Consider the following 13,873-nt stretch of genomic DNA (forward strand, 5'->3'; position numbering starts at 1 on the left):
TGGAGCGCATCATGACGACCTCTACCCTGCAATCTAATGATAATAAAGATGTTGAGCATCGCGTTATTAATAAGCTGTTCCGTCGTTTGATCGTTTTTCTTTTTATTCTGTTTGTTTTTTCGTTTCTTGATCGCATTAACATCGGCTTCGCCGGGCTGACGATGGGCAAAGATCTGGGCCTGACGTCCACCATGTTTGGCCTGGCGGCGACGCTGTTTTACGTCACCTATGTGCTGTGCGGGATCCCGAGCAACATCATGCTGGCAAAAGTCGGCGCACGCCGCTGGATAGCCGGGATCATGGTGGTGTGGGGCATCGCGTCTACCTGTACGATGTTCGCCACCAGCCCGCATACGTTATACATTCTGCGCATGCTGGTGGGCATTGCGGAAGCCGGTTTTTTGCCAGGCATCCTGGTCTACCTGACATGGTGGTTCCCGGCCTATCACCGCGCCCGCGCCAATGCGTTATTCATGATCGCCATGCCGGTGACGATGATGCTCGGTTCAATCCTCTCCGGCTATATTCTGGCGCTCGACGGCCTGTGGAATCTGAAAGGCTGGCAGTGGCTGTTCCTGCTGGAAGGATTACCGTCTGTCGTGCTCGGCGTGGTGACCTGGTTTTTCCTCAACGATACGCCGGATCAGGCCACCTGGCTAGATGAGCAGGAGAAACAGACGCTTAAGACAATGATCGCCCGCGAACAGGAAGTGGCGGTGACGCCGTCGTTCGCGTCGCGTTCCACCCTGCGCGAAGTGCTGACGCCCGCGGTGCTGCTCTACACGCTGGCCTATTTTTGCCTGACCAACACGCTCAGCGCCATCAACATCTGGACGCCGCAGATCCTGCAAAGCTTTAACACCGGCAGCAGCAATATTGTGATTGGCCTGCTGGCGGCGATCCCGCAGTTTTGCACTATCCTCGGCATGATCTGGTGGAGCCGTCGTTCGGACAGGTTAAAAGAGCGAAAAAAGCACACCATTCTGCCCTATCTGTTCGCCGCTGCAGGATGGCTGCTGGCCTCGGCCACCGATCACAGTCTGATTCAGCTGCTGGGCATCATTATGGCCTCCACCGGATCGTTTACCGCCATGGCGATATTCTGGACCACGCCGGATCAGGTGATTAGTCTGCAGTCACGCGCGGTGGCACTGGCGGTGATCAACGCCATCGGTAATGTGGGATCCGCCGTCAGCCCTCTGCTTATCGGGATTCTGCGCGATGCCACCGGCAGCTTCAGTTCAGGGCTGTGGTTCGTTGCCGGATTGCTGATTGTGGGGGCGCTGGTGCTGACGCGCATTCCGATGACGCAGCAGGAAAGCCGCCAACGCGCAGCGGATATGGCACCGCAGAAGATCCACTAAGGAGCCGCCATGTGCCAGCCGACTATCGCCAACATCGATATCAGCAAAGACTACGATGAAAGTCTGGGCAGCGAAGATGTGCATTATCAGTCGTTTGCCCGCATGGCGGCCTTTTTTGGCCGCGACATGCAGGCGCATCGCCACGACCAGTTTTTCCAGATGCACTTTCTCGATACCGGGCAGATTGAGCTACAACTTGATGATCATCGCTACTCGGTACAGGCGCCGTTGTTTGTATTGACGCCGCCGTCGGTACCGCACGCGTTTATCACTGAATCGGACAGCGACGGCCACGTACTGACGGTACGCGAAGACCTGGTCTGGCCGCTACTGGAAGTCCTCTACCCCGGCACGCGGGAAACGTTCGGCCTGCCGGGGATCTGCCTGTCGCTCGCCGAAAAACCCGAGGAACTGGCAGCACTGGCACATTACTGGCAACTGATTAAACGGGAATCCACCGCCGGCCTGCCAGGGCGCGAGCACACACTGGTGTTGCTGGCGCAGGCGGTGTTCACCCTGTTGCTGCGTAATGCGAAACTCGACGACCACGCCGCCAGCGGTATGCGTGGCGAATTGAAGCTGTTCCAGCGATTCACTCAGTTGATTGACGTGCACTACCATCAGCACTGGACGCTGCCGGATTATGCCCGCGAACTGCACATCACCGAATCGCGGCTGACCGATATCTGCCGTCGTTTCGCCAACCGACCCCCCAAGCGACTGATTTTCGACCGACAAATGCGTGAAGCCAAACGACTACTGCTCTTCTCCGACAGCGCGGTGAATGAAATCGCCTGGCAACTGGGGTTTAAAGATCCGGCCTATTTCGCCCGCTTTTTTAACCGCCTGACGGGCTGCTCGCCGAGTGCGTATCGCGCAAAACAGGTGCCGGTGTCGTAGGAAACCCTCTCCCGGAGGAGAGGGTCAGGTGAAGGGAATCACTACACTTCCGGTAACAATCCAATAAAGCTCCGTTTTTTACGCGGTTCGGACATCAACGCTTCCAGTTTTTCCACGCAGGCCAGATAGTGCGGGGTTTTCTTGTGCGCCAGCACGGCCGCGTCATCTTTATACGCCTCGTAGATGTAAAAGCGCGTTTTGACCTCGGGGTCCTGCAACACATCGAAACGCAGGTTGCCCGGCTCCGTCAGCGCGCCTTCATGGTTGGCGCGAAATACCGCAAGAAATTCGTCCACCCGTTCCGGTTTAATGTTGATTTCCACCAGCGTCACATTCATTTGCCTTCTCCCTGTTTTTCCTCCTGCCAGAACTGGAACGCCTCACGGGCGCTCATGTTCTCGTGAACGACCTTTTTCACCGCTTTCAGCATCGACAACGGCGCGCTGGACTGGAAGATGTTGCGTCCCATATCCACCCCGGAAGCGCCCTGGTCGATCGCCCGCCAGCACATTTCCAGCGCCTCGTGTTCCGGCAGTTTTTTACCACCGGCAATCACAATCGGTACCGGGCAACTGGCGGTGACTTTTTCAAAGCCCTCTTCCACATAGTAAGTTTTCACGAACTGCGCGCCCATTTCTGCAGCGATGCGGCTGGCGAGAGAGAAATAGCGGGCATCGCGCGCCATCTCCTTGCCGACACCGGTGACCGCGAGTACCGGCATACCATAACGGTTACCGGCATCCACCAGTTTGATGATGTTGTTGATCGACTGATGCTCGTGTTCGCTGCCGATATAGACCTGCGCCGCCACTGCACATACATTGAGGCGCAGCGCATCTTCCATCGCCACCGCCACGCACTCGTTGGACAGCTCGGTCAGAATCGAGTTGCCGCCCGACGCGCGTAGCACGACCGGTTTGTTGGTCGCCGCCGGCACCTGGCTGCGCAGAATGCCGCGCGTACACATCAGCACGTCGGTTTCCTGAAACAGCGGCGCAATGGAGAGATCGATACGCTCAAGCCCGGTGGTTGGCCCCTGAAAATAGCCATGATCGAACGCCAGCATCGCGGTTCGATTGCTTTTCGGGTTAAAAATACGCGCCAGTCGCGACTGCATTCCCCAGTCCAGCGAACCGCAGCCTTTCAGGGTATAGAGCGCGTTTTTCTGCGGCGTACCAATGCCAAAATCTTTCCCGTCTTTGATGTCGTCTAAATCAGCCATCTTCTCCCCCATCAGAAATCGTAGTTATTGATGTTCTCTTTGGTGAACACCACCCGCTCCGGCAGCAGCACAATACCGTTGCCTTTCGCTTCATACTGATAACCCTGTACGCTGTTTGGCTCGACTTTCAGCGTACCGATATCTTTCACCTCAACACTGTCACCAGGGTTAAGATCGCCCTTTTTCAACATATGATCGGCGACGTTGACTGCAATTTTGCCCTGCTGTACCACATCCCACAGACCGAAGGCTTTCACCGTTCCGCGCTCAACATACGGACGCATGACGTTCGGCGTACTGAACCCGACAATCGCCACTCCTTCACGCTTCAGGTTTTCTGCCGCCTGTGCGGCTGCGGGCAATGCGTTGGCATCCGGAGCGATGATCGCGTCCAGATCCGGATACGCTTTCAGGATCCCTTCGGCGGTTTGCAGCGATTTGGTCGCATCGTTATAGCCAAACTGCGTTGCCACCACCTGCCATTGCGGGTGATCTTTGGCGATTTTGGCTTTTGCCTCTTTCACCCATGCGTTCTGATCGGTCACTGTCGGGCTTGAGTAGAAAAACGCCACTTTTGCCGCCGGTTTAGTGACCTGTTTTGCCGCCATGTCTACCAGCAAGCCGCCCAGTTGTTCCGGCGTCCCCTGGTTGATGTAAATGCTGCGGCATTCCGGTTTGGTGTCTGAGTCCCACGTCAGCACTTTCACGCCGCGCTGCATGGCACGTTTGAGCGCCGGGCAGAGACCATCCGGCGATACGGCGGAGACGATTATTGCGTTGTAGCCCTGGTTGACGAAGTTGTTGATTAGCTGCACCTGACCGGACACGCTCGGCTCGGTCGGTCCGTCGTAGGTCACATCCGCGCCCAACGCTTTCCCCGCCTCTTTCGCGCCATTGCCGCCGCTGGTAAAGAACCCTACCCCCACCAGTTTTGGAATAAAGGCGATACGATCTGCGGCCTGGGCGGTTGCCACGCTCATGGCCAGCGCCAGCGCACTCAGTTGCACCATCAGTTTTGCTTTCATCTCATGCTCCGATTGTTTTTCGCGAGAGAACCCGACGCCATGCCGTACGCACCCATTCACGGTGCAGACTCAGCGAGCGTCCCATCACCACCACCACCAACAGCGCACCGGACAACGCGCTCGACACCTGGTTGGGGATGCCGACCATTTGTAAACCCTGTTGCAGATACCCCACCAGCAACGCCGCCAGCGCCGTACCCAGCACAGAACCTGAACCTCCGTAGATATTTGCCCCGCCCAGCACGGCGGCTGTCAGCGCAGGCATCAGCAGGTCGCGACCGAGATCCGAACGCGCCGAGCCGAAATAGGAGACCATCACCAGCGCCGCAATCGCCGACGCCACGCCTACCATGCCGTACAGCGCGTAGGGCATGCCGTTGACTGACAGCGCGGCATAACGCGCTGCCCGTGGGTTCTGCCCGATGAGAAACAGGTGGCGGCCAAAGCGCCCACGATGAGTAATCACCCAGAAAAAGAGGGTGATCAGCGCGAACATCACCAGCGGTACCGGCAGGCCAAATACTGTCAGGTTAGCGAACGCAGTGAAGCTGTCCGGGAAACCGCCAATGCCTTCATACCCGGTCGCCCCGGCCATGCCGGAAAGCAGCAACGCGCCGCCGCCATAGAGATAAAGTGTGCCCAGGGTGATCACCAGCGGATTGATGCCGGTGTAATGGATCAGCGCCGCGTTAAACAAACCACACACCAGCCCAAGTAATAACGTCAGCGGTACGGCGAAGCTCATCGGGACTCCTGACTGCATCATCACGCCCAGTGCAATGGCGCACAGGCCAATCGTCGAACCAAGCGAAATGTCGATCCCGCCGCTGATGATCACCAGCGTCAGCGGCAACGCGACGATACCGATGCAGATGAAATCGCTGGTGCTGAACAGCAGCATATTGATGTCGAGCATCCGCGGGTTGATGGCGCCGAACAACAGGATCTCCAGCACCAACAGGATCAGCAGCGCGCTTTCCCAGTTAAGCTTCATTTACGCCACCTCTCTGTTCTTACGCTTTGGAAAAGGAGAAACTTTTTTTCCGCCTTTGTTGCCAGGCTGAAAACGGCTGTATTTCAGCGCCCGCTGGTGACGCGTCAGCGCCTGGCGCAGACGGCCATCAAGCACCAGCACACCCAGTAACACCAGTCCGGCGATGAAGTCGTTCCACCAGGCGGGTAAGCGGAACAGCACCAGCACGGTGTCGATTTGCGTCAGGAAGAAGGCGCCGAGAAACGCGCCAATCAGCGTGCCGGTGCCGCCGAGCAGGGAGATCCCGCCGAGCACGCAGGCGGCGATGGCTTTCATCTCCAGCCCGCTGCCGGTCTGGTTGGGGACGAAACCAATTTGTGCGGCGAAGACGATCCCGGCGCAGGCCGCCAGCATGCCGTTGAGGCTAAAGGCGAGCATCCGCGTACGGTTGACTGCCACACCGAGCTGTCGGGCAGCAGCGAGGTTATCGCCGACCGCGTAAAAATCACGCCCAAAGGCGGTGCGTGACAGTACCCACGCGCCAGTCGCCAGCAGGCACAGCACCAGGTAGCCGAGGGGGGAAATCCCCAGTGCCACCGGCTCCGACAGCGATTTCAGGCTGGCCGGTAATCCTTCAATCCATTTCCCGCCCGTCCACAGCAACATGGCGCCGCGATACAGGCCCAGCGTGCCGAGGGTGGCGACAATCGCGGGTACCCGCAATCCAACCACCAGCAGGCCGTTAAACGCCCCTGCCACCGCGCCAATCGCCAGGGCAAAGCCCATCGCCAGCGGCAGGCTGTAACCATTGTTCAGCGCTACCCCGACGGCAATCGCGCACAGGCCGACGGTAGAGCCGACCGACACGTCGATATTGCGCGTCAGCATCACCATCGTGGCGCCCAGTGCCAGTAACACCAGGATCTGACTACTGGCGAAAATCATGCCCAACGTCTGCAGACTGAAGTACGCCGGGTTCAGTGCCACCAGCACGGCAAACAGCGCCAGAATGGCGAGGAACGCGCTCAGTTCGCGGTTTTTAAACAACGTTTTCATGCATGACCTCCAAACGCGAGCGCCATCATGCGATCGACGCTGATCGCCTGCTGCGACAGTTCACCGTTCAGCACGCCCTGATGCATCACCAGCACCCGATCCGCCAGCCCCGGGAACTCATCCAGATCCGAGGAGATCATCAGCACGGCAACGTTTTGCGCCGCCACGCTTTTCAGCAACTGGTAGATGTCGGCGCGGGCGGAGACATCCACGCCGCGCGTCGGCTCATCGACAATCAGTAGCAACGGGTTCGCCTCCAGACAACGTGCCAGCAACACTTTCTGCTGGTTGCCGCCGGAGAGCGTCCGCAGTGGTTGTTCGGTGCTGTTGAGTTTGATCCCCAGCGCCCGGTGATAACGTTCCACCACGGCCGATTCACGTTGACGCTGCTGCCAGACGGATGGCTCGTTCAGCGCCACGGTGTTCCAGCGGACCGGCGCATCAAGAAACAACCCGGAGACCTGGCGGTCTTCGGGAAGATAAACCAGACCACGCGCCAGACGTGCCGCCGTGGATTCGCGGTTGATCTCCTGATTCTCCAGCCAGATCCTGCCCGCGCGCACCGGACGCAACCCGTAAAGCGTTTCGGCAAACTCGGTACGACCGGAACCAACCAGCCCGGCAAGTCCGACGATCTCCCCGGCGTACACCTCGAGATTGAGATCGATAAACCCTTCACCGGTCAGATCCTCCACCCGCAATACTGGAAAATCCTGCGCCTGCGTGCGGCGGTTGCCGGGCAACGACAGCCACAGTTTTTGCGTATCACTGAGTGCATGCTCACGGCTGGCCGGGGTCATGGCGGCGATCAGCGCATTATTGTCGAATTGCGCCGTCTCGCCGCTAAGTACCACCGCCCCATCGCGCATCACCGAAACGTGGCTGGCGAGCTGGCGGATCTCCGGTAACTTGTGGGAGATAAACACAATGCCCACGCCCAGCCCCTGCAATGCGCGGATCTGGCTGAACAAACGATCCGTTTCCCCTGGTGTCAGCGACGCGGTAGGTTCGTCGAGGATCAGGATCTGTGCCTCACGCATCAGTCCGCGGAGGATCTCAACCATCTGCTGATCAGCCACCTCAAGCGTGCTGGCCGCGGCCTGCAGATTGAGCTGGCAGTTAAGCTGTTGCAGCTTTTCAGCGAGCAACGCGTCGGTGTTGGCGGTACGGGGCAGACGAAAGAGAATATTTTCCCGCACGGTCAGGTTGGGAAAGAGCATCGGTTCCTGTGGCACCAGATAGATGCCCAACTGATGAGCCTGACCGGGTTTCAGACGTGAAAAGGCTTTGCCATTAATGCTGAGCTCGCCGCTGTCAGGTGTTTCGACGCCAGCGATGATCTTCATCAACGTCGATTTTCCGGCGCCGTTGCCGCCCATCAGCGCATGCACCTGCCCCGAAAGCAATGTGAAATCAATGCCCTTCAGAACCGGCACACCTGAAAATGCCTTTCGGATAGCTTTTGCTTCTATCAGTGGGGTCATCATCGCTCCGCATTTGAACAAATGATTTTTTAATTTAATAATGTTCAAAATCGTAGTCGGGGATCTATAATTATTATCGTGCGGCGATCACACTTTTAACCATTAGCGTCTCAGGAATGGTTAACTTCTCGCCAAAAGTTCACTTTTGCCACGCGGTTCACACTTTCTGCGCGCACAATGATGAACATATGATCTAAATTTTCATAAGAGTTCAGTTATGAGCGAAAAAAGAGCAATGGATGAGGGACGTTTTGCTGGCCTGGCGCTGGCGGAAGAAGAGCTGGTGGCGCGGGTGGCGTGGTGCTACTACCACGATGGCTTAACGCAGAACGACATCGGCGAGCGTCTCGGACTGCCGCGACTGAAAATCTCACGTCTGCTGGAAAAGGGACGTCAGTCCGGGGTGATCCGCGTACAGATCAACTCCCGTTACGAAGGGTGTCTGTCGCTGGAAACTGAACTTCAGCAGCGCTTTGGGTTGAAGATCACCCGTGTTCTCCCCGCACTGAACACCCCGGCAATGAACGTACGTCTGGGTATTGGCGCCGCACAATCGCTGATGGGCGTCCTGCAACCGGACCAGTTGCTCGCCGTTGGCTTTGGCGAAGCCACCATGAGCTGCCTGCAACATTTGAGCGGGTTTATTGGCTCGCAACAGGTGCGCCTGGTAACACTCTCCGGTGGCGTTGGTCCGTATATGACGGGCATCGGCCAGCTCGACGCCGCCTGTAACGTCAGCATGATCCCTGCTCCGCTGCGCGTCTCATCGGCAGAGGTGGCAAACATCCTCAAACATGAATCGAGCGTTCAGGATGTGATCCTCGCCGCCACCGCCGCGGATGTCGCGGTAGTTGGCATCGGCTCGGTGAATCAGCGCCGTGACGCTACCATTTTGCGCTCAGGGTATATCAGCGAGGGTGAACAACTGATGTATGCCCGAAAAGGCGCAGTAGGCGACATCCTCGGCTACTTCATTAATGCCGAAGGGGAAAAGGTGGAAGGATTAGAGATCCACCGCGAATTACTGGGTGTAACCCTCGATGAGCTGGCGCAGTTACCCACCATCCTGGGCGTCGCCGGAGGCGAAGAAAAAGCAGAAGCGATTTATGCCGCACTGAAGGGTCGCCGTATCAATGGCCTGGTGACGGAAGAGATGACAGCCCGCGCGGTACTGGCTCTGGCGCAATAGCTGCGCCGCCGCGCAAACATAGCGAGGCGTTGGTCATGAGTTACCTTTTAGCGTTAGATGCAGGGACAGGCAGCATTCGCGCCGTGATCTTCGACCTGAATGGTCGGCAGATCGCCGTTGGACAGGCCGAGTGGAAGCACCTGAGCGTGGAGAATGTCCCCGGCTCAATGGAGTTCGACCTTGTTACCAACTGGCAGTTGGCCTGTCAGTGTATCCGCCAGGCGCTGGAGCGCGCCGGGCTGACGGCGGCAGATATTCAGTCTGTCGCCTGCTGCTCGATGCGCGAAGGGATTGTGCTCTACGACCGCAACGGTGATGCCATCTGGGCCTGCGCGAACGTTGATGCCCGCGCCAGCCGTGAAGTGGCGGAGCTAAAAGAGATCCATGATTATCGTTTTGAATCTGAAGTGTATGACGTTTCCGGCCAGACACTGGCACTGAGCGCCATGCCGCGTCTGTTGTGGCTGGCGCACCATCGCCCCGATATTTACCGCAACGCGGCAACGGTGACGATGATCAGCGACTGGCTGGCGGCGAAGCTGTCCGGCGAGCTGGCAGTTGACCCTTCTAATGCAGGCACCACCGGTATGCTCGATCTCTTCACCCGCGACTGGCGTCCGGCGCTGCTGGATATGGCCGGGCTGCGCGCGGATATTCTCTCACCGGTGAAAGAGACCGGTACCGTACTCGGCGCCGTGACCAAAGCAGCGGCGCAGCAAAGCGGCCTGCGGGAAGGCACCCCGGTGGTGATGGGTGGCGGCGATGTGCAGTTGGGTTGTCTGGGGCTGGGCGTGGTACGTGCCGGGCAAACTGCCGTCCTCGGCGGCACTTTCTGGCAGCAGGTAGTGAACCTGCCGCAGGTGCGTACCGATCCGGACATGAATATTCGCGTCAATCCGCACGTGATCCCAGGCATGGCGCAGGCGGAGTCGATCAGTTTTTTCACCGGCTTAACCATGCGCTGGTTCCGCGACGCGTTCTGTGCGGAAGAAAAACTGATTGCTGAACGGCTCGGCGTCGACACCTATTCCCTGCTGGAAGAGATGGCCAGCCGGGTTCCGGCAGGTTCCCACGGCGTGATGCCGATTTTCTCTGACGCGATGCACTTTAAGCAGTGGTATCACGCGGCACCCTCGTTCATCAATCTCTCCATCGACCCGGAAAAATGCAACAAAGCGACGTTGTTCCGTGCGCTGGAAGAGAACGCCGCTATCGTCTCCGCCTGCAACCTGGCGCAGATCTCCCGCTTCTCCGGCGTACAGTTTGACAGCCTCGTCTTTGCAGGTGGCGGTGCCAAAGGCGCATTATGGAGCCAGATTTTAAGCGACGTCACTGGTTTGCCGGTACGCGTCCCCGAAGTGAAAGAAGCCACCGCACTGGGCTGCGCAATAGCTGCGGGCGCGGGGGCCGGGCTATTCAGCGACATGGCCTCCGCCGGCGAACGGCTGGTGAGCTGGAGTCGGGAATTTACGCCCAACCCCACCCATCGCGAACTGTATGACGGCATGATGCAGAAATGGCAGGCAGTCTACACCGAACAACTGGGTCTGGTGGATAGCGGCCTGACCACGTCGATGTGGCAGGCTCCGGGGCTTAAGGAACGAACAGTCAGTCCGTAAAAATACTCTCCACAGAGGGAAAATTTTTTCCCTCTGTAAATTTTGCTTACTGGTACTGCACTCTCAAACATCACTTTGCCGTATTTCCCCTTATCGTTAATCACTCATATGTGGCCATTCTTGTATTTCGGGTTGGATATTTCCATTTTCATCCAATGAATAGAGCGCGCCCCCATAACCCATTTGAAAATGAACAAGACTTTGTGCCAAAATATCAACAATAAGGACAGTATTTTTGATAACACATTTTTTATCCGAAGGAATATCATCAAAACAGCGTAAATCCTCATGAGGGTTTTCCCTGGCGCTGACTAACCCACCATTGGCATCTATTATGATCACTTTCGTTGTAAATGGTTTTATTGTTTCATAACGTGACTTAAGCTCTTCTTCATGTTCTAAATACCATTGAACCTTATTTCTGTCAGTCATAGGGAAATGGTCAACCACAACGACCGTCGTTTTACCCCAGAAAAAATCAGTATAGAGAATTTTCACATCCCGAAGTGTCCAGAAATTATAACCTGCCAGGCATAGAAATATGATTAGCAATAACAATCGCATTTTTCTATATTTTTGATTCATTAATATTCACTCAGTCTTACCGAGGCCTTGAAGTTAGTGAAAAACGGTTTAAAAGCGAAATCTCTATGCCGCTGTAGAAAAAACCAGATACGGAAAAAATGAAACTTATTAAATACAGAATTGGTTATATCTGTAGTATCAAGGCCAAAATGATCCTGAGCTTGAAATTGTAACCACGCCTCCCAGCCTAATGCAAATTTTTGGAATCTAATGAGATCAATTTGTTGAGCATGTATATCATGCACAGTTATACCTAGCCCATTGTAGTTATCTTCTTTTCGATCAAATTTAGACAACCTGGAGTCACGCAAATCTAACTTAACTTGCTGTAAAAGATTCAACTGCACTCCGATATTATTGTTATTTCTAAAGACACTATTAATAGTGTCTTTTATTACGACAAGAGGAGATTTATAACCACGTTCAATAATACGTTGTTCATAAGCGTCATTTAGGGACAGACTATAAAAAGGGCTACCATTGCCATATCTGAAATGATCAATCATTTCAGTGATAAGATGTGAATACTTACCCCATCCAAACAAAGTAAACTCGGACGAACATGCTTTCAATTCATCAAATAAAACCTCAACACATTCCTGATGACTAATCGGTCTGCCTTTAACCTCTAATGGATGCATCTCTCCATATAATCGGTTATAGTTATTTGATAACGGAACGTCATAACGAATTAAACGGTAGGGATCCACCTTAGCTGAAATATTATCAAGACCCAGAGACAACAGTTGCCGCTCATCTAAATCGCCACATTTCATATCTTCTGATGATGAGTCATCGAAATGTTTTATCGTTGTTCTGAAGATAGTCTCTGGCAAACTCATATATAATGCAAAATCATTATTCATTAACATTCACTCCGTGAATCATTATCGATTAAGAAGATATTTATGATACTAAGTTATATTTAATTAAAAATATCAGTGTGGCCGTATGACAAAAGATGCTTTTCGTGTCTCTATGCATAAAAAATCTGATCACAAAAATATAGCCTCCGCAGGCGAACAACTGGGCCTGGTGGACAGTGGCTTTACCACATCGATGTGACAGGCACCGGGGTTAGTGCGCGCGGAACTTTCGGCTTCTCGGTAAACAAATGCCGGATGGCGCTGCGCTTATCCGGCCTACAAAATTATTACCAGGTTTTTTTGTTGGCGCACTATCGGAACAACCAGCGATTCAGACTTTCACCTAATCGATCATTTAAATCATCAAAATAGTATTCATAGTTGCTTTTTTGCATGCTACCATCCACACCCTGCACATAAATACCGCCGATACTATGAATATAAAATATCAAAGTACTATCTTGTGCACGAGCAATATTAACCTGTAAGTTTTTATCCACGCAACGATAGTCACTATCAATACTATTGAAACAGTAATAGTCATCGACCCAACGGCTATTAACACTTTTTACGCCATCAACGACTTCCATTATTGTTATCTTTTCAAAGTCCTCCATTGAAATGGCATAATGGCTTTGTAGCATTTGCTTGTTATCATTAAACCAGCTAATTTTATCGTAATCCGTTAGCGGAAGGTGATCGACTGCTATGACATAATCGCCAGTCCTTACTTCTTCAACAAACAAAACAGTCACTTGCTGTAATGTCCATGCATTAAATAAAGCCATAGTAGTAAATAATACGAGCAGGACGATCAGGAGTTTCTTTTTCATCGAAATAATCATCTCCATCCGTCAGGAGGAGGCATAACTTCCAGCTTATTTTCTGGCGTAAGTTGATACACAACATCACTATCAGGCACATATAACCGGGTATTACTGTCAATATATTCATCAACGATTAAGAGATAATTTTTAACAATACAATTATTCTCAGTGTGTATCGTCGGGTAACATCGAAGATCCTCATGCGGGCTCTTTTCATAATTAGTAAACCCTTCACCTATGTCAGTGACGTAATATGTTTGCCAGTTAACATCGAACAATGGGTATTTTCTTTTGAGCTCGTCACGATGAGCCAGATACCAGGCAATTTTATCTCTGTCGGTCCATGGTAAATGATCCACTACCATAGAGACTGTCCAACCTGCGTCCGAATATACATACAGTACTTTAACAGGTCGTAGAGTCCATAAGTTATAAATCCCTCCTATTAAAAACAGATATAACAGCAGTTTTGAAAGTTTCCTCTTCATCAATATTCCCCAATTTTCCCTGTTGCGTGGAAATTCGTAAAAAATGGCTTAAAGGCAAAACCCCTGTGCCGTTGTAAGAAAAACCATATCCGGAAAAAGCGAAATTGGTTGTAATATTTATCACAATTTTCAAGTCTGAAATAACTAAGCATCTCGACAATAAGACGTGTATATTTATCACTTCCCGACAGAGAAAACATGGATGGAAAATCTTTCATTTCATAAAATATGATATCAACATATTCATTATGGTGAATAGTTCTGAAAATAGTTGC

The 13,873-nt window shown here is 53.6% G+C and carries 14 protein-coding genes and 1 pseudogene; 4 read left to right on the plus strand and 11 right to left on the minus strand.

Features of this window, described 5'->3' with window-relative positions:
* Positions 1-11: 11 nt before the first annotated feature.
* Positions 12-1,364 carry a 4-hydroxyphenylacetate permease gene (gene hpaX / locus GTGU_RS09115; protein ID WP_038155954.1) on the plus strand — a complete coding sequence of 451 codons (1,353 nt, stop codon included), beginning with the start codon at positions 12-14 and terminating at the stop codon, positions 1,362-1,364.
* Between the two features lie 9 nt (positions 1,365-1,373).
* Positions 1,374-2,264 (plus strand): 4-hydroxyphenylacetate catabolism regulatory protein HpaA, encoded by an 891-nt coding sequence (gene hpaA, locus GTGU_RS09120; RefSeq protein WP_038155955.1) that lies wholly within the window; start codon positions 1,374-1,376, stop codon positions 2,262-2,264.
* A gap of 41 nt (positions 2,265-2,305) precedes the next feature.
* Here hpaA and lsrG read toward each other — a convergent pair whose 3' ends face one another.
* From lsrG to lsrA, 6 genes are read right to left on the minus strand one after another with little or no spacing between them, the layout of a single operon-like run.
* A complete protein-coding gene (gene lsrG, locus GTGU_RS09125; RefSeq protein WP_038155957.1) occupies positions 2,306-2,602 on the minus strand; it encodes a (4S)-4-hydroxy-5-phosphonooxypentane-2,3-dione isomerase in 297 nt (98 codons plus the stop codon).
* Complete coding sequence (gene lsrF, locus GTGU_RS09130; protein WP_038155959.1) at positions 2,599-3,486, minus strand: 3-hydroxy-5-phosphonooxypentane-2,4-dione thiolase; 888 nt, start codon at positions 3,484-3,486, stop codon at positions 2,599-2,601. The genes lsrG and lsrF overlap by 4 nt, the downstream gene beginning before the upstream one ends.
* 11 nt (positions 3,487-3,497) lie before the next feature.
* On the minus strand, positions 3,498-4,511 hold the full coding sequence (gene lsrB / locus GTGU_RS09135; protein ID WP_038155961.1) for an autoinducer 2 ABC transporter substrate-binding protein LsrB: 1,014 nt from the start codon (positions 4,509-4,511) through the stop codon (positions 3,498-3,500).
* Position 4,512: 1 nt separating this feature from the next.
* A complete protein-coding gene (gene lsrD, locus GTGU_RS09140; protein ID WP_038155963.1) occupies positions 4,513-5,505 on the minus strand; it encodes an autoinducer 2 ABC transporter permease LsrD in 993 nt (330 codons plus the stop codon).
* Positions 5,506-6,540 carry an autoinducer 2 ABC transporter permease LsrC gene (lsrC, locus tag GTGU_RS09145; RefSeq protein ID WP_038155965.1) on the minus strand — a complete coding sequence of 345 codons (1,035 nt, stop codon included), beginning with the start codon at positions 6,538-6,540 and terminating at the stop codon, positions 5,506-5,508.
* Positions 6,537-8,024, minus strand: a complete 1,488-nt coding sequence (lsrA, locus tag GTGU_RS09150) for an autoinducer 2 ABC transporter ATP-binding protein LsrA (protein ID WP_038155967.1) — start codon at positions 8,022-8,024, stop codon at positions 6,537-6,539. The genes lsrC and lsrA overlap by 4 nt, the downstream gene beginning before the upstream one ends.
* Before the next feature lie 217 nt (positions 8,025-8,241).
* Between lsrA and lsrR the strand changes: the two genes are divergently transcribed.
* Positions 8,242-9,213, plus strand: coding sequence for a transcriptional regulator LsrR (lsrR, locus tag GTGU_RS09155; RefSeq protein ID WP_038155969.1), 972 nt, complete (start codon positions 8,242-8,244; stop codon positions 9,211-9,213).
* 35 nt (positions 9,214-9,248) lie between these two features.
* Positions 9,249-10,832 (plus strand): autoinducer-2 kinase, encoded by a 1,584-nt coding sequence (gene lsrK, locus GTGU_RS09160; protein WP_038155970.1) that lies wholly within the window; start codon positions 9,249-9,251, stop codon positions 10,830-10,832.
* 96 nt (positions 10,833-10,928) lie between these two features.
* Here the strand turns inward: lsrK and GTGU_RS09165 are convergent, their stop codons facing one another.
* The 5 genes and pseudogenes from GTGU_RS09165 to GTGU_RS25710 all read right to left on the minus strand — a co-directional run.
* On the minus strand, positions 10,929-11,417 hold the full coding sequence (locus tag GTGU_RS09165; RefSeq protein WP_051857320.1) for a DUF943 family protein: 489 nt from the start codon (positions 11,415-11,417) through the stop codon (positions 10,929-10,931).
* Complete coding sequence (locus GTGU_RS09170; RefSeq protein ID WP_038155971.1) at positions 11,417-12,283, minus strand: YPO3983 family protein; 867 nt, start codon at positions 12,281-12,283, stop codon at positions 11,417-11,419. The genes GTGU_RS09165 and GTGU_RS09170 overlap by 1 nt, the downstream gene beginning before the upstream one ends.
* Positions 12,284-12,594: 311 nt before the next feature.
* Positions 12,595-13,116: a DUF943 family protein gene (locus GTGU_RS09175; protein ID WP_169741173.1), complete on the minus strand. Its 522-nt coding sequence runs from the start codon at positions 13,114-13,116 to the stop codon at positions 12,595-12,597.
* Positions 13,117-13,124: 8 nt separating this feature from the next.
* Positions 13,125-13,598, minus strand: a complete 474-nt coding sequence (locus GTGU_RS09180; protein ID WP_038155974.1) for a DUF943 family protein — start codon at positions 13,596-13,598, stop codon at positions 13,125-13,127.
* Positions 13,598-13,720, minus strand: a pseudogene (locus GTGU_RS25710) (DUF3289 family protein); the annotation flags it as partial. The pseudogene GTGU_RS25710 and the gene GTGU_RS09180, both read right to left, overlap by 1 nt.
* Between the last annotated feature and the right edge of the window lie 153 nt (positions 13,721-13,873).

The organism is Trabulsiella guamensis ATCC 49490 (genome assembly GCF_000734965.1).
GTDB classification, from domain to species: Bacteria; Pseudomonadota; Gammaproteobacteria; order Enterobacterales; family Enterobacteriaceae; genus Trabulsiella; species Trabulsiella guamensis.

Excerpts from the sequence above, each read along its gene's own strand:
- lsrA (WP_038155967.1), bottom strand. The coding sequence starts at position 8,024 with ATGACCCCACTGATAGAAGCAAAAGCTATCCGAAAGGCATTTTCAGGT.
- GTGU_RS09180 (WP_038155974.1), bottom strand. The coding sequence starts at position 13,598 with ATGAAGAGGAAACTTTCAAAACTGCTGTTATATCTGTTTTTAATAGGA.
- GTGU_RS09175 (WP_169741173.1), bottom strand. The coding sequence starts at position 13,116 with ATGAAAAAGAAACTCCTGATCGTCCTGCTCGTATTATTTACTACTATG.
- GTGU_RS09165 (WP_051857320.1), bottom strand. The coding sequence starts at position 11,417 with ATGAATCAAAAATATAGAAAAATGCGATTGTTATTGCTAATCATATTT.
- hpaA (WP_038155955.1), top strand. The coding sequence starts at position 1,374 with ATGTGCCAGCCGACTATCGCCAACATCGATATCAGCAAAGACTACGAT.
- hpaX (WP_038155954.1), top strand. The coding sequence starts at position 12 with ATGACGACCTCTACCCTGCAATCTAATGATAATAAAGATGTTGAGCAT.
- lsrF (WP_038155959.1), bottom strand. The coding sequence starts at position 3,486 with ATGGCTGATTTAGACGACATCAAAGACGGGAAAGATTTTGGCATTGGT.
- lsrC (WP_038155965.1), bottom strand. The coding sequence starts at position 6,540 with ATGAAAACGTTGTTTAAAAACCGCGAACTGAGCGCGTTCCTCGCCATT.
- lsrK (WP_038155970.1), top strand. The coding sequence starts at position 9,249 with ATGAGTTACCTTTTAGCGTTAGATGCAGGGACAGGCAGCATTCGCGCC.
- lsrG (WP_038155957.1), bottom strand. The coding sequence starts at position 2,602 with ATGAATGTGACGCTGGTGGAAATCAACATTAAACCGGAACGGGTGGAC.
- GTGU_RS09170 (WP_038155971.1), bottom strand. The coding sequence starts at position 12,283 with ATGAATAATGATTTTGCATTATATATGAGTTTGCCAGAGACTATCTTC.
- lsrD (WP_038155963.1), bottom strand. The coding sequence starts at position 5,505 with ATGAAGCTTAACTGGGAAAGCGCGCTGCTGATCCTGTTGGTGCTGGAG.
- lsrR (WP_038155969.1), top strand. The coding sequence starts at position 8,242 with ATGAGCGAAAAAAGAGCAATGGATGAGGGACGTTTTGCTGGCCTGGCG.
- lsrB (WP_038155961.1), bottom strand. The coding sequence starts at position 4,511 with ATGAAAGCAAAACTGATGGTGCAACTGAGTGCGCTGGCGCTGGCCATG.